Origin of the sequence: Martinezella lusitana, assembly GCF_016901135.1 — a bacterium.
Taxonomy (GTDB): Bacteria; Pseudomonadota; Alphaproteobacteria; order Rhizobiales; family Rhizobiaceae; genus Rhizobium; species Rhizobium lusitanum_D.
The window spans coordinates 298,844-321,724 of record NZ_JAFEVL010000030.1 but is presented as its reverse complement, the minus strand read 5'-3'; the positions used below and the strand labels follow the sequence as shown (position 1 = coordinate 321,724).

The following is a 22,881-nucleotide window of genomic DNA, read 5'->3' as shown; positions in this document are numbered from 1 at the left end:
GCAGGCTGGGTTAGTCCGCCGCAGTGAAATGGAACACCTTGGCCGAATTGATATAGGTATAGAATTTGCCCGTCCCGTCGTCGCTGAGGTAAACGGGGCCGCAATCGGGCCGCCCAAACATGTTCTCGCTCTGCTCGCACAGGAGGTTCCGATCGACATAGAGCTTGGCTGTATACATTCGTGTCATGGAGCGAAATCCCGCGTTGCCATCCTCTCCGATCTGTAGGATTGCCGGTTGACCGCCAGGTTCGAGTTGGCCTTGCAACGTGTGGCCGAAAATGAGGGAAGCGAGCGCTGTGCCATTCACCCGGTCCTTTTCGTCCGCAGTGAACCCAAACGGCCACTCGGGTAAGCCGGCCTGGCGCAGGGCGTCTATGATGAGTGCCAAATCCTGGGGGTTGCGAAAGTGGGCATAGCCGATCCGCCATGCAGCCAAAGACCGTTCGTTGAACGATTCAGATCCGGCTAGCAGCTGTAAGCCGTCGGCAACCGCTGCTCGCGCCTCTGGCAGGCGATTGGCGCGCGCGTAAGCCGCAGCGAGCACTATCCTGAATTCGCTGACTTCAGGTGCGTCGTCACGAACGCGTTCGAGGGTTTCGACGGCTCTGGCGCTGTCACCCTTCAGGAGAAAGACAAGGCCGGCAATTTCCCGGTCGATGGCGGAGAGATTGGGGTCGAGCCTCAGCGCCGATTCCACGGCCGCGCTCGCCTCGACGTGGTTGCTTGCGAACAGCTGAACGTAACCCAGTGCGATCTGTGCCGCCGCATCTCCCGGACTGAGCGCAACGGCGCGCTCCGCAGAGGCAATCGCTTCCTCGTAACGGCGATCCACGACTTGCATGATGCCGAGAATGGCGTAGGGCGATGAGAGGTCCGGATCGAGTTTCAAGGCAACGCTTGCCTTCTCATAGGCTCTCTTCCTCGCAAGGGCGCTCTGGATTATGTCGTTGAAGCTCGCGCGCCAGACATTGACGGTCGTGCGCGCGTCAAAAGCAAAGGCCTCGGCGAAGGAGGGGTCCAGCTCCTCCGCCTTGTCATAAAATGCGAGCGCCTGTTGCAGCCCGTCGCGCTTGCCGCTGCGCGCTGCCTGCTCGCCTCGCAGAAAGTTGTCGTAGGCCTCAAGATTTGCCGTCGGCACCCGCGACAGTCGCTTGGCTTCCGTAGCCGAAGGCTCTATGCCGAGCGCGCTTACAAGCTCTCGCCGCAGGTCGTCCTGAATGGCGAATAGATCCGCCGCGCTGCGGTCAAAGCGGTCGGCCCAGACGTTCTTGCCATTCGTCACGTCGACGAGCTGCACATTGATGCGGAGCTGTTCGCCGACCCGCCGAACGCTGCCTTCGACCAGGTAGCGCACGCTGAGTGCGCGCGCTGCGTCTGCGAGGACAACAGGCTTGCCCTTATAAGCGAAGACGGAATCGCGGGCGATGACATCCACGCCGGAAAGTTTGGCGAGGTCGGTGATCAGATCTTCCGTGATGCCATCGGAGACATAGTCCTCCTTTGGATCGCCGCTGAGATTGGCAAATGGCAGGATCGCGATCGAGGTCCGCTGTGGCGCTGCGGGGCTACGCCAATAAAACTGCGATGCAAAAGCGAACAGAACAATCAGCAGCGCTGCAATCCCAAGCGCCGACAGGACCGCGGTGCGGGCAATCGGCCGACGGGGCCTTGCGGAAACTTCTCCCGCCTTGCTGGAATCGAGGTGAACGCGGTAGACCCGAACCGGGTCTGGAATATTCTTAAGCCGCTGCTCGCCAAGATTTGTGAAGCCGACGTCAGCCTTGTGTAAGACGTGATCAAAAGCGGTGCCCGATATGCAAATGCCGCCAGGCTCAGCCAAGCCCTCCAGCCGCGCGGCAACATTGACGCCGTCGCCGTAAAGATCGTCGTCCTCGACAATCACGTCGCCCAGGTTCACGCCGATGCGGAAGCGAATCTTCCGCACTTCCGGGATAGCCGGATCGTGCTCGGCCATCCTTCGTTGGATCGCTACGGCGCACTGGACTGCATCGACCACGCTGGCAAACTCCACCAGCGCACCGTCTCCCATGAGTTTGATGATACGGCCTCGAAACTCCGTCACGGCAGGGTCAAACAGCTCGCGGCGGCAGATCTTCAGCCGTTCCAGCGTGCCGACCTCCTCATTCCCCATGAGGCTGCTGTAACCGACTACGTCAGCGGCCAAGATCGCGGTAAGCCGTCGCTCCATATCTGTGCCTTGCGCGATCCACGCTGGCTCAGGCATTTTTTTGGCAGGTCGCGCCTTTGGACGCTATTCCGGAAACCTGAATGTGTCCAGCCGGCATCCATCCGAACATCGAAGCGCGGCCCGCATACAAGCGTGCTTTCGACGCATCGACCGGCTGACAAAGGCCTGCTGCCGGCCGGGTGTTGCCGTTAGCGGCACTTGCTACACCAGACCGGAATAGTGTGGCTTCAGGAGAGACAATGCCTCGATGCGCCGAAGGTCTTCGGCCCGCCTATGCGCGTGCCCGCGTCGGTGCAGTGAAGGCTGCGATCGTCGCCTCGTCATGGCCCGCTTCGTCGAGGAGGCGCTTTGCAAGTTCTGTTGCGGGGCCACTCAAGGCGCCATCGGGCCGGATCAGGTGAAACGAGACGTGGTAGTCTATCGCCCTGTCGGAAACCGGCACCAGCCTGCCGCTTTCAATTGCCGCATCCGATAGCGGCGGTCGTGCCAATGCAATGCCCACGCCCTGAACGCAGGCATCGATGACGAGATTGTAGTCCTCGAACCGCCGATCCTGTCCGCGCGGCAGGTATTCGACGCCCTCCGGAGCGAGCCAGCGCCGCCAGCCCTCGATGTTCGAATCATGCAGGATCGGCATGGTAAGCAGCGATTGCGCATCGCGATTCTGCCCAAGCCTTTCCACCAGCGAAGGGGCCGCGATCGGAAAGGATCTCTCACGCCAGAGGGACATGGCGCGGACGCCGGCCCACGGTCCCTTGCCGCAGCGGATCGCGAGATCCGTTCCCTCGCCGAAGTCCGCCAGACGATGTTCAAGGATCAGCTCGAGATGAATGTCGTTGCCTTCGAGCTTCGGCAGGCGGGAGAACAGCCATAGCGACGCGACGGAGGGTGTGAGGGAAAGACGAACCGTCGCCTTGTTGCGCCGGGGAAGCCAGCGCTCGCCGCTGTCGCTGAGAAGGGCAAGCGCCTCTTCGGCGCGAGCAAAGAAGCGCATACCCTCCGGAGTGAGACTTACGCCGCGCGGCTGCCGGGCAAAGAGCCGTACACCGAGCCAGCGCTCCAACCGCGATATCTGTCTTGAGACGGCGCCATGGGTGATGCCGCCTTCTTCGGCAGCCGCCGAAAAGGAACCAAGGCGCGCCGCGCGTGCAAAGGTTTCAAGTGTATCGAGCGGCGGCAATGCTTGCGAGCTGTGAACCATGAACACAGCTGATCATTGATTGCGGTGCTTTTCAAGCACGTATTGGAGGCCTATTCCACTCCCATGCAAATGGATGGGAGTCGAGCATGAGCATGTTGACGAGCGACGTGGGGGCAAAGGGCAGGTTTGATCTGGTGGCCTTTTCGGCCGTTGTTGTCACGATCGTCTTCTGGGCTTCTTCGTTCGTCGTCATCCGCATCTGTCTCGGCCCGCTGACGCCGATAGAGCTTGCAACGGCACGTTATGTGACGGCCGGTGTCATCGCCCTTGGGTATCTGGCATTCAGATGGACGGTGCCGACAAGAGGGGATCTCCTGCGGATCTCGATTGCCGCAATCCTTTTCATCGCTACCTATGCGGTGCTGCTGAATACCGGCGAACAGACCGTTCCGGCGGGGCCTGCGAGCTTCATCATCAACACCATGCCGGTGTTCACGGCATTGATCGCCATGTTTGCTCTCGGAGAGCGTTTCGGCTTCTGGGGATGGATCGGCACGGCGGTTTCCTTCGGCGGCGTCGCCCTGATCGCGGCTGGAACAGGCGACGGGTTCAGCTTCGATCCGAACGCCATGCTGATCCTCGGTGCTGCTCTCTGCTCGGCCATTGCGAGCGTCCTGCAAAAGCCCGTTCTCGGGCGGCTGCCGGCATTGACGGTGACCGCCTGGGTGTTGTTCATCGGCTCCATTCCGCTTCTTCCGGCCGTGCCCGCCACCATCAGAGCCTTGGCCGCCGCGCCGGCGGACGTGAACTGGGGTGTTGCCTATCTCGTGATCTTCCCGACGGCGGTCGGCTATGTCACCTGGGCGATCGCCCTGAAGCGGCTGTCCGCTGCACGGGCATCCAATTTCCTCTACGGGGTGCCGCCGACAGCAACGCTCATCGGCTTCCTCTGGTTGGGAGAAACTCCCTCGACGATCGGCGCGATCGGCGGCGCCCTAGCGATCTTTGGTGTCGTCGTCGTCAATATGCGGCGGCGGAAGTAAAGAGTGTTGCGTAGATGACAGCCGGCGCGGTGCTGCATGTTTGCCTTTTTGCCGTTGCCGTTTCGGCAATGAAAGAGCCGCAAATCAGCGCTTCTTCAGAACGCCTTTGTTTGTCATAGTTTGGCTCTAGGCGGCCGCAGGGCGCGCCGCGAGGCGAACTTAATGGCTTATGTCATCACCGAACCCTGCATCGACATCAAGGACGGCGACTGCACCGTCGCCTGTCCGGTGGACTGCATCTACGAAGGCGGCCGGATGTTTTATATCCAGCCGGACGAGTGCATCAATTGCGGGCTCTGTCTTTCCGTCTGCCCCGTCGACGCTATTTTGTGGGATCAGGAAATGCCGGCGGAGCGGCTGTTCCTGCGGGATGTCAACCGTGATTTCTTTGCCGACGGAGTGACCGGCTGGGGCGCTCCCGGCGGCTGGGACAAGAGCCGAACGACCAGCCAGGATCATCCCTTTGTCGCGGCCTATCGCGGACCTTCTGAAAACCGCTTGTGATACCATGTGAGGAGCCTTCTCGTGACGCTGACCCGGATCGCCGGTGTGATTGCCGCCGTGCCAACCCCTTTTGACCATCACGGCGATATCGATGGCGAGGCTTTCATCGAGCATGCCCGCTGGTGCCTGGACAATGGCTGCGATTTTCTGAACGTGCTGGGAACGACCGGAGAGGCCAATTCCCTTTCGGCCTCTCAACGCAGCGCTCTCATGGCGACCGCGGTCCGCGGGCTGGATGGCGCCAGAATGATGGTCGGCACAGGTACGCCGGATCTGGAAACCACGGTCGCGCTGACGAGGCGGGCCTTCGACCTCGGCTTTGCCGCCGCTCTCGTCCTGCCGCCCTATTATTATAAGCCCGTGGACGAGGATGGGCTGTTCGCCTGGTTTGCCGAACTCGTGAGGATGACCGCCGAGACGCCGATCGCGATCTATCTCTATAATTTCCCGCAATTGACCGGCATCGAATTCTCGCCGGCGCTTTCGGCGCGGCTCGCACAGACCTTTCCGGAGCGGATCCATGGCGCAAAGGATAGCTCCGGCAATCTCGCCTATGCGCGCAAGCTTGCAAAGATCAGCGATTTCGCCGTCTTCCCAAGCAGCGAGGCGGCGCTTGCCGATGCCGATCGCGATGGCTATGCCGGCTGCATCTCAGCGACAGTCAATATCGACCCTCGCTCGTCGCAGCTGTTATGGCGTGATCAGGAGGATGCGTCGCTCTCCGAACGCGTTCGCAATCTGCGGCAAGCCATTACCGTCCATCCCCTCATTCCCGCGGTCAAATATCTCGTCGGCAAACGCAGTGGAAACGCGATTTGGAACAGGGTGCTTCCGCCGCAGTTGCAGATTACCGAGAGGGCTAGGCTCGAGAGCCTCGATGCACTGCGAATTGAAGCATCGATCGACGCATGACGCCATCATGGCTCGGTATCAGGAGATACCGGGCCAGGCTGCGTAATAGGCTCTCGTCGCTTCGGATAAGGCGCGAACGAGAGGGCGTTGCTGCTTGAGCCTTGGTAGATCGGTCTTCGCCTGTGCTTTCAATTCCTGCAGGGCGGCATCGAAATCGACGCCGGTCAATTGCCCGTCGCGCATCACCTCACGTCCCGAAACGATCAGTCCCTTGGCATATCTGGCGCTCATACGCGTCAGCAGGACTTCCGCCTCGTCGACATCATCGAACAGGGCGTCAGCGATCAGGGCCTGATAGTCGACGACGGTAAAGTCATCGGCGTCTTTTGCATTGATGACCTGCGCTCCGGTCTGGATGGCGGCGTCGAATAGCTGTCCGGCCGTCAACCGGCGGGTCAGTCCGCGGCCTCCATGCAGGAGATGGAGGAGCCGCATCTCCCGCCAAAGGTCCTGATCGTCGTCAAACCCGGTGCCGTCGAGACCGATGGCGAAGGCAGGGCCGCCGCTTTCGGCGATCGCAGCGACCGGCGCCACCCCAGAGCGCAGGCGCAGGTTGGCTGCGGGGTTGCTGACAAGCTGGACGCCGCGCTCGGCCAACAACGTATATTCGTCGGGGCGTAGTTGGACGCCATGCGCGACTGCCAGGCGCGTCGACAGGAAGCCGATCCCGTCGAGGTAGTTGACCACGCCTTCGGGAAAGCGTCGGTCGAGCCAGATGCGTTGGCGCGGACTTTCCAGCAGATGCATGTGGATGCGCCTGTTATGGACGGCGGACGCCTCCGCAATCGACTCCAGCAGCGCGTTTGAGCACCATTGCGGCCCGATGGGTCCATACTGCACGTCGACCAGCGAGCTGGAGTTTGCTGCCGCAACTGCCTCGACCGCTGCAAGTTGCGTGCGGATCGGCGCATAGGCCGGAATGGTCGGCTCCAACGCCTGCCAATCGCTTGCCGACAGGAAGGATTTGAGCCGTTGCGGCCCTCCGTCATAGGCCCAGGCATCGTGGTCGAGCAGCGGGCAGGACAGCGCAAGCCGAATGCCGATATCGCCGGCGGCCCGCATGACATCTTTTGCTTCGTCGACCAGACGGTCGACATTCAAAGAATTATGGCAATGCATGGTGGCGCCGACTCCGGTTCTGGCAAGCCGGCCGAAGGCGACGAGGGCCTCCAGATAAGGGTCCGTGCGCGGACGCAGTCTCAGACCCGGTATCCATACTTCCAAAGCATCGTCGAGGGCGTCGAAATCCAGCGTGCGGATACCGTAGCCGTGATCATGTGCGTTGACCGGCGAGGGCAGCACCAGATCGCCTGATCCGACGAGGGCGGATTTCAGCACCGGCGGCAGCTCCGCCTCGCTCTCGATCCTTCGCGCCGGCGCATGGCCGGGATTGAGCAGCAATCGCACCGATATCACCACTTTCCTTTATCTTCCGACCACGGCATTGATCTTTTCGCCGAATTTCGCCAGCTCCTCGCCCATCGCCTTGGCGACGACCTCGGTCGCGTGGGTGAGCTGGCGCCTGCGCGACACGACAATGCCGACCTCGAGATTGTGCAGTTTCGAGCCGGCGATCGGGATCGCGACGGCTTCTCCCGCTTCCAGCTCGCGCAGCAGGCCGAGCGGCGTGAAGAAGGCGACCCCTTCGCCGGAGAGAATCAAGGGCTTGAGCATCATCTGATTGTTTGTGGCGACCAGCGTGCGGCCAACGCGGTTGAGTGCGCCAAGCTCCACCGCGATCATCGAGCTCATGACTTCGTTGTCGAGCTGCAGCAGCATGTTGAACTGGGCGCATTCCTGCAAGGTCACTGACTTTTGCCGCGCGAGCGGATGGCTTCTGGAAACGATCACCATCAACGGCATTTGCACGCCATGGATGAGCTTCATGTCATGCGGACGGGCGAGATCGAAGGTCACGCCGATATCGACGTCTCCCTCGGCGAGGAAGCGGAAAATATTGTTGTAATTGTCAGTGCGGATCCGAAAATCCACCGCCGGATGCTTCTTGTGGAAGCTTGAGACGAATTCCGGCAGGAACTGAATGGCGAGGCTGTCGAGCGCGGCGATGTGGACGCGGCCGGTGCTCTTGCCGTGGAGATCGCCGAGATTGGATTTCATGATTTCATATTCGTGCAACGTCTCCTTGGCGTGTCGCAGCACGATCTCTCCCGCCGATGTCAATCGCAAACCATCGGAGAAGCGCTCGAATAACGGGGTGCCGAGCTCATCCTCCAATTTCTTGATCTGGCGGCTGACGGCGGAGGTTGCGACATGCAGCTCGTCGGATGCCTTGCGGATCGATCCGGAGCGCGCGACCTCGGCGAAATACTTCAGGATGCTGGCATGCATGAAAAGCCCTCGGCAATCTCGAAGCTATAGCATGCCTACCTGCCGCGCCAAATCGGGGCGCGCTTCTCCTTGAAGGCAGCGACACCCTCCATGGCATCCTCGCTCCTCAGCGCCTTGATCAGGGCCGGCGTCCTCAGGGCTTGCGCTTCCACCGGGCTCAAATGTGCGGTGCGGTTCACCGTTTGCTTGATCGCACGCAGCGACAGCGGCGCACAGGCGACGATATCCGAGACCCAGCGATCGACGGCGGCGTCAAGCTCCGTGGCCGGCACGACCTCGTTGACGATGCCATAGCCCGCCATCTCGTCGGCCGTGAATTGCCGTCCGGTCAGCATGACGGCCATGGCGCGGTTGAAGGCGATCTTGCGCTGCAGCAGGATCATGCCGCCATCGAGCGGCATACGGCCGACGCGCGCCTCCGGCAGGCCGAAGCGGGCCGTTTCCACCGCGACGACGATATCGCAGCCGAGCACCATCTCGAAGCCGCCGCCGAGCGCATAGCCGTTGACGCGGGCAATGACGGGCACGTCCAGCGAACGACGGAAGGCGAGGCCGCCAAACCCGTTTTCGCGTCCGACGGCCCAATAGTCGACCCCGGAACTGCCGCTGCCGCCCTTGAGGTCAGCGCCGGCACAGAAGGCCTTCTCGCCGGCGCCGGTCACGACAACGCAGCTGATGTCGTCGCGCTGCTCGATCTCCGACCAGATCGCCTCAAGCTCCGCCTCGGTCTCGGCGTCGACGGCGTTCATCCGGTCGGGCCGGTCAAGCGTCACGCGGGCGACCCGATCCTCGACTGAAAAGGCGACGCTCATGCCGCGTCTCCCTGGAGCTCGGAAAGCGACGCCAGTATCTCGTCATTGTGCTGGCCAAGTCGCGGCGGTGCGATCCGCACGGTCACTTGCGCTGAAGACATATCGATCGGCGAGCCGATGAGGCGGATCGGGCCGGCCGGCGTCTCGCCGGCTTCGAGGATCATCTTGTTGATGATCGTCTGTTCGTCCTTCAGCGCTTCCGGCAGCGAGCGCACGGGCGCGCAGAGGATATCGACGCCTTCCAGCCGCGCGATCCAGTGTGCCGTGCTGTTTTTGGCGAAATTGTCGCGGAAGATCGCCTGCAATTCCGGCCGCCGCGCCATCTGTGCGTCGAAATCCTTGTAGTGCGGGTATTGCGAAAGGTCCTCGATCTCCAGTGCTTCGCAGATGTCACGCAGCGGGTTTGGCTTGAAGGCGCCGACCATGACGATGGCGCCGTCGGTGGTCTCAAAGACGCCCGTCAGCGGGAAGGCGCCCCAGTTCAGATCCTTCTGTCGCATCAGATGCGTCGTGCCTTCCTGCATCTGCATGGCGATCATGGAATTGTAGAGGCTGACGGCAACCTGTTGGCCTTCGCCGGTCTTGTCACGCTGCAGAAGGGCGAGCAGGATCCCCTGGACGAGATGCATGCCGGCCGAATAGTCGGCGAGCGGCGTGGCATAGATTGATGTCGGATGGCTGCTGTCGGACTTGCGGCGCATGACGCCGGAGACGGCCTGCGCCAGCACGTCCTGGCCGCCCTTGTGCTGATAGGGGCCGCTCAGGCCGAAGCCGGTGCCGACGGCGTAGATCAGGCGCGAGTTGATCTTTTTCAGGTCTTCATAGCCGAAGCCCATGCGCTCCATGACCCCGGGCCGGAAATTGTTGACGACGACATCGGCCGTCTCGATCAGCGTCAGCACGGACTTTTGTGCCGCCGGATCTTTCAGGTCCAGCGCCAGGCTCTTCTTGTTGCGGTTCAGCGAGCAGAAGACGGGATTGTTGAGACCGTCCGGATCGGAGCCGAGCGACCAGCGGGAGAGATCGCCGATCTTGACCTTCTCGATCTTGATGACCTCGGCGCCATAGTCCGCCAGGACCTGCGTGCAGGATGGGCCAAGCATCACCTGCGTGAAATCGATCACGCGAATTCCGTCGAGTGGCAAAGTCGTCATTCTGCAGCCTCCAAATATGTTGCGTTCTCCGAGGGGATGTCGCCGGGATCGGCTCCCTGAGCCCGCATCTGCTTCTGTATTGCACTGACATCGGCCTTGCGGACGGTTGTTCCGGCATTGAGGGCAATCGTTGCCGCGACGCCCGCCGCCTCGCCCATCGCCATGCAGGGCGGGATTTCGCGGCTGGCCTTCTGTGCTTGCGGTGTTGCCGAATAATGCCGGCCGGCGACGATCAGCTGATCGATCTCCTTCGGCAGCATCGCCCGGTAGGGCGTGTAGTAGTCGCGGCCGCGGCAGACCGTATCGGCGAAGTGACGGCGCGACATGACGTCGTCCTTGGTGACGACGTAAGCGCCTTCCAGCTGTCGCGTCTGGCGCACGCCGGTCTGCGGTGCGAAATCGACGACATAGGCATTCTCGAAGCCCGGCATCTTCTGGCGGGCAAATTCGAGCAATTTTGCAATGCGCGAGCGGCCTTCGATCTCGGCCTTGGTCAGATCCTCGACTTTCAGCCCGCTCAGCGTCGGCATATGCGGGCAGTTCAGCCAGACGATGCCCGGCAGCGGGGTTTTCAGCCACCAGAAGGACCAGCAACCGCCGATCAGCCGCTTTGCCTCGTGATCGAGCACCTTGAAGGCTTCGGGTTCCTGCCGTTCGAAACGCTCCGCTGCTTCGGTGTCGACGCCGCCCCAGCGCGAAACCGTCGTCAGGATGAAATTGGATTCGATATGCGCAGCGCCGGCGCTGGCGGCCACATCCAGATCGCCTGTCGTGTCGATGACGACGTCGCCGAGAATGGCCTGCATGCCCTCCTTCGTCTGGCAGATCACGCCCTTGATCGCTCCATCCTCGACGATTGCCGAGGAGAACCAGCTATGGGTTCTGAGCTTGACGCGGGATTCGCCGATCATGTCGTAGGCGGCGCGCTTGAACGCGTCGGGATCGAATGCAGCCGAAAAGCAGATCGGGTGCGGCATCGCCTGGGTGTGGAAGTCGAAGAGACCCCAGCGTGCCCAGCGCTGCCAGGCCTCCGGCGTCTCCCTGAACTCGATCAGGCGGTCGCGATCGGTCGGCGTGACGCAAAGGCCCCAGACCTTCATCCGCTCGATCATTTCCATGCAGATGCCGCGCACGGTGATTTCGAGCTCGTTGATCATATCGTCGAGCACCAGCACCATGCCGCCGGCGGCAAGTCCGCCGACATAGGGATAGCGTTCGAGAAGCGTGACGCTGGCGCCGTTCCTTGCGGCTGATACGGCTGCGGCGATCCCGGCCGGGCCGCCGCCAACCACCACCACATCGGAGCGATCGACGACAGAGATATCCCGTGCAGGCTGATGAATAACCTGTGTCATTGGTGTTTCCTTGATGTTGTTTTTGAACGCTCAGTGTTGGCCGGTAGGTTTCCAGCGGACCATCTTTGCCTCGACGATCGACACGATGAAAAAGAGGATCACCGCGAGCAGAGCGGCAACCACCACCGTCGCGTAGAGAAGCGGCGAGCGGAAATTATAGGTCGCCTCGATGATGAGCGCGCCGAGCCCGAAGCTAGACCCGATCCATTCGGCCACGATCGCCCCCATGACGCTGCTGGTGGCTGCGATCTTCAGGGCCGCGAAGAGGAAGGGCAGCGAGCTTGGAAGGCGAACCTTCCAGAGGATTTCAGAATTGCTGGCCGAAAGCACCCGCATGAGGTCAAGCATTGCCGGACTGGCCGAGCGAAGACCTTGAACCATGTTGACCAGCGTCGGGAAGAAACAGATGAGGCCGGCGATGATGATCTTGGGGGCGACGCCGTTGCCGAAGATCAGGACGAGGATCGGCGCGACGGCGATGATCGGGATTGCTTTGACGAAGACGGCGATCGGATAGAAAGCCTTCTCCGCCGTGGCGCTGTGAACGAACCAGATCGCCAGCAGGATCGCGACGAGATTGCCGAAGACGAAGCCGAGGACGGCTTCGAGCAACGTCGGCAGGAGATTGCGTGTGAGAGTCGCGGCATTGTCGCGAAACGCATAGACGACGTCGACCGGCGCTGGCGCCATGAAGGTCGGGATCTTGAAGATCCAGATGACAGCCTGCCACAGCACGATGCAGCCGAGTGCGGCGAGGATCGCCGGCATGTTGGAAGACAGGACGCCGACCGTCGCATCGAGGAGGGCGACCTTGCGCGGGGCCTTGGCGATGCCGCCGATTTCGGAGTGCACGGCGTTGCTCATACGCATTCCTCCAGCAGCGCGCGCAGATGCGCGGTCACCCTGATGAAATCCACGGTGTCGCGCATGGAAAGCGCGCGGGGATAGGGGAGGTCGACCTTCATGAATTCCTTCACCCGGCCGGGATGTGCCTGCAGCATCAGCACATGCTGGCCGAGGAAGGCCGCCTCCGGAATGGAATGGGTCACGAAGATGATAGTGGTTCCCGTTTCGCGCCAGATGCGCAGCAGTTCCTCGTTGAGCTTGTCGCGGGTGATCTCGTCCAACGCGCCGAACGGCTCGTCCATCAGCAGGATGCGCGGCTTTGTCACCAATGCGCGGGCGATCGCCACACGCTGCCGCATGCCGCCCGAGAGTTCATGCGGCAGGGCGCTCTCGCGTCCCTTCAGGCCGACCAATGCCAGCAATTCCATGGGATCGGCATAGGAACTCTTGTCGTGCCTGCCGACTTCGAGCGGCAGGCGAACATTGTCGATGACGCTGCGCCACGGCAGCAGCGTCGCCTCCTGGAAGACGAAAGCGAAATCTCGGCCTTCGCGAGCCTGGCGCGGCGGCCGACCGAACACCGAAACCGAGCCGTCGCTAATGTCAACGAGATCGGCGATACAGCGCAGCAGGGTCGACTTGCCGCAGCCCGATGGCCCGAGCATGGTGACGAACGAGCCCTCGGGAATATCGACTGAGATATTGGACAGCGCGGTGAGCTCGTTGCCCTTGTCTCCGAAGCGGATGTCGAGATCGCGAATGGAGACGGCAAGCCTTGCCGTTTCGGCACGCGGCATCGGCTCCTTGATGGTGGCGGCGCTCGTCATTGTAATCACCCGATCTGCTTGCGAATGTCGGTCGTCGCATCGAGGATCGCCATCGTGGCGACATCGTCGACGGTCGGAACCGTGCCGGCAAACTGTTTCAGGTCGGCATAGGCCTTGATCTGAGCCGCCCAATTATCCTTGTTCATGGCACCCCAGCCGGTTTGCTTGGTGCTGTCGCCGAAGGAGAAGTCGATGACCGAATGGACTGCTTCCAGTTCGCTTGCCTTGTCGAGATTGGGATAGGAATCCACCAGCATGTCGACCGCTTCTTCCGGATGATCGCGAACATAGCCCCAACCCTTGGCGGCGGCCGTGGTGAAGCGGACCAGCACGTCGGAATGCTTGTCGAGCTGCTCGTCGGTCGTGTAATAGACGTTGGCGTAGAGCTGCAGGCCGGCATCCCAGAGCATCATGTCGACGCGATCATCCCCCAGCACCTTCAGCGCATTGGTATTCGTCACCCAGCCGGTCACCGCATCGGCCTGGCCCGTGATCAATTGGTTCATGTCGGAGCCCATGTTGACCATCTTCACCTTGTCCTCCGGAATGCCGTTCTTGGCGAGAAGGGCGCGCAACAGGATGAACGCGGTCGGCTGAGTGGCGATCGTCTTGCCGATCATGTCCTTCGGCTCGCGGATCGGCGCCTTTTTCAGTGAGAAATAGGTAAAGGGGTGCTTGCGATAACCAGCAAGAAACGCCTTGACCGGCATGCCGGCCGAACGCGCGAGCATGACAGACGGGCTGGAGGAAATCTGGCCGATGGTGGATTGTCCGGCCGCCACGCCGGCGACGCCATCGACATTCGGGCCGCCGGGCACGATGGTGAGGTCGATGCCCTGTTCGGTGAAGAAGCCCTTCTTCTGGGCCGCGACTTCGCCGATCAGGCCGTTGGAAGCGAGCCAGCCGAGTTGCATGCGGACCTCGGCGACATCGGCAGCCTTGCCGGCGCGAATACCGATGAAAGTCTGCGTCGCGGCGAGACCCCCGACCAAGGCAGCATTGGATAGGAAGCGGCGGCGATTCATCATGAATTGAGACATTCTGATAGTTCCCCTGTTGATCGGGCGATCGGACTTTTCGTCTCGTTATCCACCGATGGAGGGATGATGGGGGAATTCAGCGTTCTAATAAAGAACAATTATGCGGATTAATAATTGCCGAAAAGGCAACGCAAAGGGCAAGCGCGTCAGCCGACGTTTTACGTGTGCGAAGTCGGCGGGATGTCGCCAATGCGTTGCGTCACCACGCGCCGCGCAGGCGGCGAATAGGCCCGCAAATCTGGGCGTTCTTCAGGCCGAGAGCCTCTGACTCTCAGCCTTTGTCTGATCGACGCGGCCGCTATAGGGCAGAATGCGGCGCAGAACCTCCTGGGCGAGAGCCTGGGCATTTTGCCGGGCCTTGTCGAGATTGCTGACGCTTTCCGGGTCGATCGAATAGAGGGTCTGACCGTAGCCGAAGACTTCGCGATAAGCGGCGCGCTCGATGATGGGCGTGGAAAGCACATGGACCCGCCGGCTGGAGAGCAGTTCTTTCACCGACTGCAGCGCGCGCGTGGTGACCATCGGATTGACGCGGGTCAGCACCACCGAGTGCGGGATGCGAATATCGGCGCGATCTTCCAGATACTGGAGAAGCTCGATGACATTGGTGGCACCCTCCGCATCCATGGCGGATCCCTGGACGGGAATGAGCACATAATTCGAATAGCCGAGCGCCTGTGCGAGCAGGGGGGTGCGGGCGCCGGGCAAATCGATGAGAAGGAAATCGACCTCATTGCGCAGCTTGCGGGCATGCTGGCCAAGATTGGCGGCCGTCACATAGGGAATAACGGATAGCGAAGAGGGCGCTCTGTCGCCCATCCGCTCATACCATTTGGAAATCCACAATTGCGGGTCGGCGTCCAGCACAGCCACCGAAAAGCCCATTCTGACGAGCTCGCAGGCGACGATGACGACGGCGGTGGTCTTGCCGGCGCCGCCTTTCGTATTGGCAAAGGTCAGAACGGCCATGGGCACTCCGTGGGCTGGTCGGTCGGGCAACGCAATGGGGTAGGCGAGGGGCTGTCATGGCTTGCAAAGATGGTTACGCATTTATGGTTAACAAACCATTTTGAACGAGGCAGCGATCCGCCGCTGCTTTGCGATAGTTCACCCCGTCGGCCGTTGCGATCTCAGCGGCACGAGCTTAGCCGGAACGAGATCTCCGACCCGCCGGCGCCCTCACGGCGCCACTCTGGCCGTTTCGCCCGAGCCATATGCCTCCCTATGCAAAAGGGCTCGCAAAATGCGAGCCCTCGATTTCGCAATAAACGAATGATCAGTTATTCAGGAAATCCGGTGTAATGCGATCAAGTTGCTGTAACTGCATGATACCACGATTGCGATCAACGGCTGACTCTGGGACCCTTCTTGGTCCGGCAGGAGTCGATTTATTAGCACCTTTGGTGGACGGTAAATTCAGGATATTCGGTGACTTGAGAATGTAGGGAGTATTGCCTGGAGGCTGCTTCCCCGGGGGCTGGGCGTGGCTTTCCGGAATGGGCGCAACCACGATAACCCTGGTTGGTTTCGGCGTTTTCGGTAGCTCTGAGAAGGTGAAATCAATCGTCTCGATAGTCGTTCTGGTATGAGATGCTCCGTTGGTCGCGGTCCACTTACCATCGGCAAAGTCAGTGCCGATGCCCGCGCCCGTTGTGACGGTCACTCTCACCGAATAACTGAAGCTATTCATCTGCCGCTCGGTGTGATGCGAAACCTGGGATACCCAATCACGCAATTTGAAGTCAGTTACATCGACGTGGATGTCTTTGTAGGTCTTCGTTCTCGCGCATGCCTTTGAATGCCTTTCAAGCACGAAGACGCTGTATTCGACCTTACCGTTTCGATAGGCTTCACGCGAGGCACTGGCATTTGCTGAGTATAAAAGCTTGTGGACGCCTGCCGGCGATATCCATGTCAATGGATCGACGTTAGCTTCGTTGTTTGCGGTCACATTTTGAGTAATCGCATAAGTCGATGTCCAATTGGAGAAATCAAAACCGCCTTTGCTCTTGTTCTCCCCAAATACGGTTAGGATCTCGCACTCAACGATGTCTGCCAGCTTGTTTATACTCTCTGGTTGATCGTCCGGCATGCGGGGCAGCGTATTGCATCCAGCTAATCCAGCTAGAATTGAACAGGCTATTACTTTCGCCTTCATCGGATTCCCCTCCGTTTTCTTTACAAACAGAGCGTCGTCGCACTAAGATATTCTGTCCAGCGAATAATCAACCTTGCCGTGTTTTGCACAGCACAAAACGAACTTCTACGTTGCCTGCGTCAGAAGGTGTTCCAATATATCCCTTCTTTAGACCACTATAATTCCGGGTAGGCATGGCCACAGGAACAGCCAAAACAGCAGACGTCATCAATGCCGTTTATCGGCAGCCAGGATCTCGCGGGCGATCTGATCGAGCGCCACTGTCCGGTCGACGCCGCCATGGGCGATCGCTTCCTTGGGCATGCCGAAGACGACGGATGTCTCCTCGTCCTGCGCGACCGTAAAGGCTCCGACCTCGTGCATCTCCTTCATGCCGCGAGCGCCGTCGTCACCCATGCCGGTCATGATCACGCCCATGGCGTTGGCTGCAGCCGATCGTGCAGCGGAGCGAAAGAGGACATCGACGGACGGTCGGTGCCGGGAGACGAGCGGACCCTCCTTGATGGAAACGACATAGCGGGCGCCCTGCCGCTCCAGCAGCATGTGCTTGCCGCCGGGCGCGATCAGAACGTGGCCGCGCAGCACAGGATCGCCGTGTTCGGCTTCCTTGACCTCGACTTCGCAGAGGCTGTTCAGGCGTTTGGCGAAGGCGGCGGTAAATTTTTCCGGCATGTGCTGGACGATGACAATGCCGGGCGTGTTGGCCGGGAGTGCCACCAGCAGTTCGCGCAGCGCCTCCGTGCCGCCCGTGGACGCGCCCACGCAGACGATCATTTCCGTGGTCTTGGCCATGGCCCTGCCGCTCGGCGGCGGCAGCACGGCATCGGCTGTCAGCTTGGCAGTCGGTCCGCTGGCGGCAACCATGCGCTGGCGTGTCGTTCCAAGCCGGGCCGCGGCCGCGCCCTTGACCGTTTCGCGGATCATCGCGGCCGCCTCAGCCAGATGGTCGGCGGCCGCGATCTTGGGTTTCAGGATGACGTCGACGGCGCCGGCCTCCAGCGCCTGCATCAGGGTTTCCGAACCGGCCTCGGTCAGGGAGGAGCACATGACGACCGGGATTGGGCGCTGCGCCATCAGCTTGCGCAGGAACGTGATCCCATCCATGCGCGGCATTTCGACATCGAGCGTGATGACATCGGGAATTTCTTCCTGGATCTTCTTCGCCGCCACGAAGGGATCGGCGGCGACCCCCATAATCTCGATGTCCGGATCGGCCGAGAGCACCTGTGTCATCACTTGGCGCACGCTGGCGGAGTCGTCCACAATAAGCACGCGGATCTTTTTGGCCATGCGTCAGACCTTCCTGAAAACCGTGTTGGCGACCTGTTTCACTGGCAGATTGAGCCCACTGATCGTCTCGGAATGGCCAACATAGAGAAAGCCGCCCGTGACCAGTTTATCGCAAAGCCTGGACAGGACTTTTTCCTGGGTCGGCTTGTCGAAATAGATCAGGACGTTGCGGCAGAAAACGACGTGAACCTTGTCGCCGATGTCATAGGCCCGATCCATAAGGTTGAGACGGCCGAAGCCGATCTTCGCGCGTAATGTCGGATGGATGCGCACCTCGCCGCGTTGGGGGTCGCGGGCCTCCATCACATAGCGATCGCGCCTTTGTGGATCGACCGGATCGACCATCCCGATCGGATAGACGCCCCTGCGGGCAGCCTTGAGGACATCGGTGGAAAGATCGGTGGCGAGAATACTGTAGTTGGGTGCGCCATGGGCTTCGCGATAGTCCTCGAGCACCATGGCTATTGTGTAGGGCTCGGCTCCGACGGAGCAGGCCGCACTCCAGACGCGCAGGCGGCTGTGGCCGGCTGCCAGAAGCTCCGGCAAGGCGGAGTTTTCCAGATGCTCAAAATGCTTCGGCTCCCGGAAGAAATCCGTCTTGTTGGTCGTGACCGCATCGATGAGGTGGATGGCTTCGCGATCGATACCGCCACGTTTGAAAAGATAGTCGCAATAGTCATCGAGATCGATGATGCCGGTTGCCCTCAACCGGCGCCTCAACCGCCCCTCCAGCATGGTGCGCTTGGCGGGCGGCATCTTAATGCCGCTATAGTCGTAGATGTAGCGGGCAAGCTGGTCGAAGTTCCGCCGGCTTAATCCGTTGTCACCGTGGTCTTTGAGATCCTGGGCTGGCACTTTAACTCTCACTCAAATGGCGGCGAAGTCGGTAACGGTCCGACCGGCGCCTACGCCGATCAGCGAAACCGTATCGGCTGGCGAGAAGAGTTTCGCCAAATCGACTATCACCACGAATCCAGTTTCCCGGCGCACGACGCCTGCAATGTATTCAGACGGCCAGCGCACCCCGATATCGGGGGCGCGTTCGACCGATTGATGTTTGAAGGACGTGACCTCGAAGACCCGGTCGGCAACGAGGCCGAGGGTCAGCGCCTTGTCGGCGATTTTCACATCGATGACGAGGATGCGGGTATGCGGGGTCTTTGTCGTTCTGGACATGCCAAGACGCAGGCGCAGGTCGATGACCGGTACACCCCGGCCCCGCACGTCGCGGAGGCCAAGCAGATAGTCCGGCCCATGCGGAATGCGGAAGGCATCCTGATGATCCAGGATCTCTCTAACCACCTCGACGGGAACGGCAAAGCATTCGTCGTCGAGGCCGAACGTCACATATTGGGCTTCTGAGTCGGTCACAGCCATTTACGCGCTCTCCTTGAATTCAGCATCATCGGCGTCTGGCCCACCCATAGACATGTCGAGGGAGAAGCCTTTGAGACGGGCCTGCTGTGCGGCGACGCTGTTGTCGGTGCGGGCAGCCGGCGCCCTTGAAAGCGGCGCCTTGGCGGCAGGCTTGGATTTGGCCGGGCTGATCGCTTGATGAACGGGGTGGTGCGCGGCCTGGGCCTTGCGTGCATTCGCCTGATCGACCTTGAAGAAGGCGATCGAGGCCTGCAGTTCCTCGGCCTGGGCGGCAAGCTCCTCCGAGGTCGCCGACATTTCTTCCGAGGCGCCGGCATTCTGCTGCGTCACCTTGTCGAGCTGCTGGATCGCCTCGTTGATCTGCGAGGCGCCGATATCCTGCTCGCGGCAGGCAGCCGAGATCTCGGCGACGAGTTCGGCCGTCTTGCGGATGTCGGGAACGAGACGCGAGAGCATTTCGCCGGCCTCGGTCGCGACCGTGACGGTTTCGCCCGACAGGCTGGAGATTTCGGCGGCTGCCGCCTGGCTGCGTTCGGCAAGCTTGCGCACCTCGGAGGCGACGACGGCAAAGCCCCTGCCGTGCTCGCCGGCACGGGCGGCTTCCACCGCCGCGTTGAGGGCAAGCAGGTCGGTCTGGCGGGCGATTTCCTGAACGATGGAGATCTTCTCGGCGATGGTGCGCATGGCATTGACGGCGCGGTCGACGGCCTGACCGCTGACCTCGGCATCCCTGGCGGACTGGCGTGCGATCTTTTCCGTCTGGGCGGCGTTGTCGGCATTCTGCTTGATGTTGGCGGCCATCTCCTCCATCGAGGCAGAGGCCTCTTCGGCAGAGGAAGCCTGTTCGGTGGCGCCCTGCGAGAGCTGTTCGGACCCGGCCGACAGCTGCTGGCTGCCCGACGACACGTTATCGGAGGCGGATAGCGCATCCGTCACAACGCCGCGCAACCGCTCGACCATCGACTGGAGCGCCATGCCGAGCGTATCCTTGTCCGACATCGGCTGCGGCTTCACCGTCAGGTCGCCATTGGCGATCTGGCCCGCGATCGTTGCGGTGTTGCGCAGCCCCTCGACCATCGATTGGAGCGATATGCCGAGCGTATCCTTGTCCGACATCGGCTTCGGCATCACCGTCAAGTCGCCATTGGCGATCTGGTCCGCGATCGCTGCGGTGTTGCGCAGGTTTCTGGTCATGACATTGATGGTGTCGACGAGATCCTTGATTTCGTCGTTGGTCTTGATCTCGATATTCTGATTGAGATCGCCGATAGCAACGCCCTCCGCAACCGCCTGGATCTTCTTCAGGCCGTTGTTGATACCGAGCGCGATCCAGAGGGCGATGGCGGTAGAGAGCACGAACATGATGGCCAGCGCGGTCAGCAGAAGGTTTCGTGCGAAGGCATATTGTTCATTGGTCGACTCGTCGGTCTGATGCAGATCGGCGACGATCGCCTTGTTGACGGCATCGACGGCATCCAGAAGAACCGCGCTTGCCTTGCGCCCCTCGCCCATGGAGAGCTCTCCTGCCTTGCGGTTGCTTTCCTCCGTATTTTCGGTGGCAAGCTTAAGGATCTGGTCGTCGATCTGTTTCCAGGCTGGAAGCTGCCTCAGGAATTCCGCACTCTTGCTGGCAACTCCCTCGTCAACGCTCTGCGATAGTTTCTGCGCGATCTGCTCGATCGTCGCCTCTTTCGCATGAACTTCATCGATATAGCCGCTGATCGCCTGCGGATCGGTGTTGAGGATGGCGTTCTTTTCGTTGCGGATCGCATCGAGTACGGCGCTGGAAAGATCGCCGGAATTGCGCAGATTGGCAGCCGGGCCTTGGACGATGTCCGTAATGGCCGAATTGAGGGAGGACAGGCTCATGATCGCCAGAACCGACATGCCGGTCGACAGCACGATCAAAAAGCCGAAGGCGAGGGCCAGTTTGAATTTGATGGTAAAGCGCATCTCTAAAAGACTCCTGGGGATGGAGAGGTCCGATGGTTGAAGGTTGAATAAGTCAGACGGAGACCGTCTTGATGCGCGAAGACCGATACATTCACCCTTCCGCGAACCGGAGCCGGTTCTTGAGGCCTGCGATGCCATCCGCTGGCCTTTGATCCGGCGCCTTCCGGCGCCAGATCCTGTTGATGTCAGCTAGCCGCTCAGGCGCTCTGGCGAAAGTCATTGTCATCGGCGTCGGGCCCACCCATAGACATGTCGAGGGAGAAGCCCTTGAGACGGGCCTGCTGTGCGGCGACGCTGTTGTCGGTGCGGGCAGCCGGCGCCCTTGAAAGCGGCGCCTTGGCGGCAGGCTTGGATTTGGCCGGGCTGATCGCTTGATGAACGGGGTGGTGCGCGGCCTGGGCCTTGCGTGCATTCGCCTGATCGACCTTGAAGAAGGCGATCGAGGCCTGCAGTTCCTCGGCCTGGGCGGCAAGCTCCTCCGAGGTCGCCGACATTTCTTCCGAGGCGCCGGCATTCTGCTGCGTCACCTTGTCGAGCTGCTGGATCGCCTCGTTGATCTGCGAGGCGCCGATATCCTGCTCGCGGCAGGCAGCCGAGATCTCGGCGACGAGTTCGGCCGTCTTGCGGATGTCGGGAACGAGACGCGAGAGCATTTCGCCGGCCTCGGTCGCGACCGTGACGGTTTCGCCCGACAGGCTGGAGATTTCGGCGGCTGCCGCCTGGCTGCGTTCGGCAAGCTTGCGCACCTCGGAGGCGACGACGGCAAAGCCCCTGCCGTGCTCGCCGGCACGGGCGGCTTCCACCGCCGCGTTGAGGGCAAGCAGGTCGGTCTGGCGGGCGATTTCCTGAACGATGGAGATCTTCTCGGCGATGGTGCGCATGGCATTGACGGCGCGGTCGACGGCCTGACCGCTGACCTCGGCATCCCTGGCGGACTGGCGTGCGATCTTTTCCGTCTGGGCGGCGTTGTCGGCATTCTGCTTGATGTTGGCGGCCATCTCCTCCATCGAGGCGGAGGCTTCTTCGGCAGAGGAAGCCTGTTCGGTGGCGCCCTGCGAGAGCTGCTCCGACCCTGCCGACAGCTGCTGGCTGCCCGACGACACGTTGTCGGAGGCGGATAGGGCGTCGGCGACGACACCACGCAGCCGCTCGATCATCGCGTTGACATGCCCAAGAAGCTCGCCGATTTCATCTCTGGTGGTGATTTTGGCGAATTCCGTCAGATCGCCCTCGGCAACCGTCTGAACCGTTTTAACGGCGCGATTGATGCCCCTGTTGATCGAAAGAATGATCAAGATCGCCGAAACGAGCGCAATGATCGATGCCGCCGACGCTATGGCGATCAGGATCGACCGAGCGCTTGCATAGGCGTCTGCCGCATCCTGGTCGGCCTGCTTCAACCGGGCGCGTTCGGCATCGAATATCTGGGCCAATACGCTGTCGATCTTGGTGCTCGTTTCACGCGCCGCGCTGGACGAAATTTTGAGTGCCCCGGCACTGTCACCAGCAAGCATCATGGTGCGAATGCGGTCGTCGGCATCACGCCAATTGGCGTTAAGATCCTTGATCTGCGTCCAGAGAGGCATGTCCTGATCGGTGGTATTGTCGAGGATCTTGGCGAAATCGGCGTCAAAGGCCGTGCGTCCGGCATCGCTCTTTGCGATATAGTCCTTGGTCTCGTCGACCGAACCGGACGACAGCATGTTTTTCTGCTGCCGCAGCTGTTGGAGAACGGAGATATCCAGATTCTGGGCCAGCCGGAGACGTTCCGCGGGTCCTGACAGAGTATCGGACCAATTATTGTTGACCTGGCCGAGGGTTGTGATGCTGTAGATGGCCGTGCCAAGAAGCATGGCGATCACGACAGCAAAGGTTAAAAGCAGCTTGAGCTTTATCGTAAACCGCATTTGG

At 61.0% G+C, this 22,881-nt stretch carries 20 protein-coding genes; 3 read left to right on the top strand and 17 right to left on the bottom strand.

What is annotated here, in order from left to right; translation table 11 throughout:
• Positions 1-10 precede the first annotated feature (10 nt).
• Positions 11-2,209 carry an adenylate/guanylate cyclase domain-containing protein gene (locus JTP94_RS12635; protein ID WP_204850929.1) on the bottom strand — a complete coding sequence of 733 codons (2,199 nt, stop codon included), beginning with the start codon at positions 2,207-2,209 and terminating at the stop codon, positions 11-13.
• 271 nt (positions 2,210-2,480) lie between these two features.
• Positions 2,481-3,410, bottom strand: a complete 930-nt coding sequence (locus tag JTP94_RS12630; protein WP_204850831.1) for a LysR family transcriptional regulator — start codon at positions 3,408-3,410, stop codon at positions 2,481-2,483.
• A gap of 86 nt (positions 3,411-3,496) precedes the next feature.
• Here JTP94_RS12630 and JTP94_RS12625 point away from each other — a divergent pair, with 86 nt between their 5' ends.
• The 3 genes from JTP94_RS12625 (at position 3,497) to JTP94_RS12615 (ending at position 5,809) form a co-directional block, all read left to right on the top strand.
• Positions 3,497-4,393, top strand: a complete 897-nt coding sequence (locus JTP94_RS12625; protein ID WP_204850830.1) for a DMT family transporter — start codon at positions 3,497-3,499, stop codon at positions 4,391-4,393.
• A 162-nt stretch (positions 4,394-4,555) separates the two neighbouring features.
• Entirely contained in the window at positions 4,556-4,897 is a 342-nt protein-coding gene (gene fdxA / locus JTP94_RS12620; protein WP_204850829.1) for a ferredoxin, read from the top strand.
• A gap of 21 nt (positions 4,898-4,918) precedes the next feature.
• Complete coding sequence (locus tag JTP94_RS12615) at positions 4,919-5,809, top strand: dihydrodipicolinate synthase family protein (RefSeq protein ID WP_204850828.1); 891 nt, start codon at positions 4,919-4,921, stop codon at positions 5,807-5,809.
• 18 nt (positions 5,810-5,827) lie between these two features.
• On the opposite strand, the gene JTP94_RS12610 is transcribed toward JTP94_RS12615, so the two are convergent.
• The 15 genes from JTP94_RS12610 to JTP94_RS12540 all read right to left on the bottom strand — a co-directional run bounded on the left by JTP94_RS12610 (position 5,828) and on the right by JTP94_RS12540 (position 22,877).
• The gene (locus JTP94_RS12610) at positions 5,828-7,228 is read right to left on the bottom strand and encodes an amidohydrolase family protein (protein WP_204850827.1); all 1,401 of its coding nucleotides are present in this window, start codon (positions 7,226-7,228) and stop codon (positions 5,828-5,830) included.
• A 6-nt stretch (positions 7,229-7,234) separates the two neighbouring features.
• A complete protein-coding gene (locus tag JTP94_RS12605; protein WP_204850826.1) occupies positions 7,235-8,158 on the bottom strand; it encodes a LysR family transcriptional regulator in 924 nt (307 codons plus the stop codon).
• Positions 8,159-8,193: 35 nt separating this feature from the next.
• Positions 8,194-8,970, bottom strand: coding sequence for an enoyl-CoA hydratase-related protein (locus JTP94_RS12600; protein ID WP_204850825.1), 777 nt, complete (start codon positions 8,968-8,970; stop codon positions 8,194-8,196).
• Positions 8,967-10,124, bottom strand: coding sequence for a CaiB/BaiF CoA-transferase family protein (locus JTP94_RS12595; protein ID WP_204850824.1), 1,158 nt, complete (start codon positions 10,122-10,124; stop codon positions 8,967-8,969). Before JTP94_RS12595 ends, JTP94_RS12600 begins: the two co-directional genes overlap by 4 nt.
• The gene (locus JTP94_RS12590; RefSeq protein ID WP_204850823.1) at positions 10,121-11,479 is read right to left on the bottom strand and encodes an FAD-dependent oxidoreductase; all 1,359 of its coding nucleotides are present in this window, start codon (positions 11,477-11,479) and stop codon (positions 10,121-10,123) included. The genes JTP94_RS12595 and JTP94_RS12590 overlap by 4 nt, the downstream gene beginning before the upstream one ends.
• Before the next feature lie 30 nt (positions 11,480-11,509).
• On the bottom strand, positions 11,510-12,343 hold the full coding sequence (locus JTP94_RS12585; protein ID WP_204850822.1) for an ABC transporter permease: 834 nt from the start codon (positions 12,341-12,343) through the stop codon (positions 11,510-11,512).
• Complete coding sequence (locus JTP94_RS12580) at positions 12,340-13,152, bottom strand: ABC transporter ATP-binding protein (protein WP_204850821.1); 813 nt, start codon at positions 13,150-13,152, stop codon at positions 12,340-12,342. The genes JTP94_RS12585 and JTP94_RS12580 overlap by 4 nt, the downstream gene beginning before the upstream one ends.
• Positions 13,153-13,157: 5 nt before the next feature.
• Positions 13,158-14,192, bottom strand: coding sequence for an ABC transporter substrate-binding protein (locus JTP94_RS12575; RefSeq protein ID WP_204850820.1), 1,035 nt, complete (start codon positions 14,190-14,192; stop codon positions 13,158-13,160).
• A 249-nt stretch (positions 14,193-14,441) separates the two neighbouring features.
• Entirely contained in the window at positions 14,442-15,161 is a 720-nt protein-coding gene (locus JTP94_RS12570; RefSeq protein ID WP_204850819.1) for a ParA family protein, read from the bottom strand.
• A gap of 307 nt (positions 15,162-15,468) precedes the next feature.
• The gene (locus JTP94_RS12565) at positions 15,469-16,350 is read right to left on the bottom strand and encodes a hypothetical protein (protein WP_204850818.1); all 882 of its coding nucleotides are present in this window, start codon (positions 16,348-16,350) and stop codon (positions 15,469-15,471) included.
• A 207-nt stretch (positions 16,351-16,557) separates the two neighbouring features.
• Positions 16,558-17,640 carry a chemotaxis response regulator protein-glutamate methylesterase gene (locus JTP94_RS12560; protein ID WP_204850817.1) on the bottom strand — a complete coding sequence of 361 codons (1,083 nt, stop codon included), beginning with the start codon at positions 17,638-17,640 and terminating at the stop codon, positions 16,558-16,560.
• 3 nt (positions 17,641-17,643) lie between these two features.
• Complete coding sequence (locus JTP94_RS12555; protein ID WP_204850816.1) at positions 17,644-18,495, bottom strand: CheR family methyltransferase; 852 nt, start codon at positions 18,493-18,495, stop codon at positions 17,644-17,646.
• Positions 18,496-18,507: 12 nt separating this feature from the next.
• A complete protein-coding gene (locus JTP94_RS12550) occupies positions 18,508-19,017 on the bottom strand; it encodes a chemotaxis protein CheW (protein ID WP_204850815.1) in 510 nt (169 codons plus the stop codon).
• Entirely contained in the window at positions 19,018-20,970 is a 1,953-nt protein-coding gene (locus JTP94_RS12545; protein WP_204850814.1) for a methyl-accepting chemotaxis protein, read from the bottom strand.
• A 197-nt stretch (positions 20,971-21,167) separates the two neighbouring features.
• Entirely contained in the window at positions 21,168-22,877 is a 1,710-nt protein-coding gene (locus JTP94_RS12540; RefSeq protein WP_204850813.1) for a methyl-accepting chemotaxis protein, read from the bottom strand.
• Between the last annotated feature and the right edge of the window lie 4 nt (positions 22,878-22,881).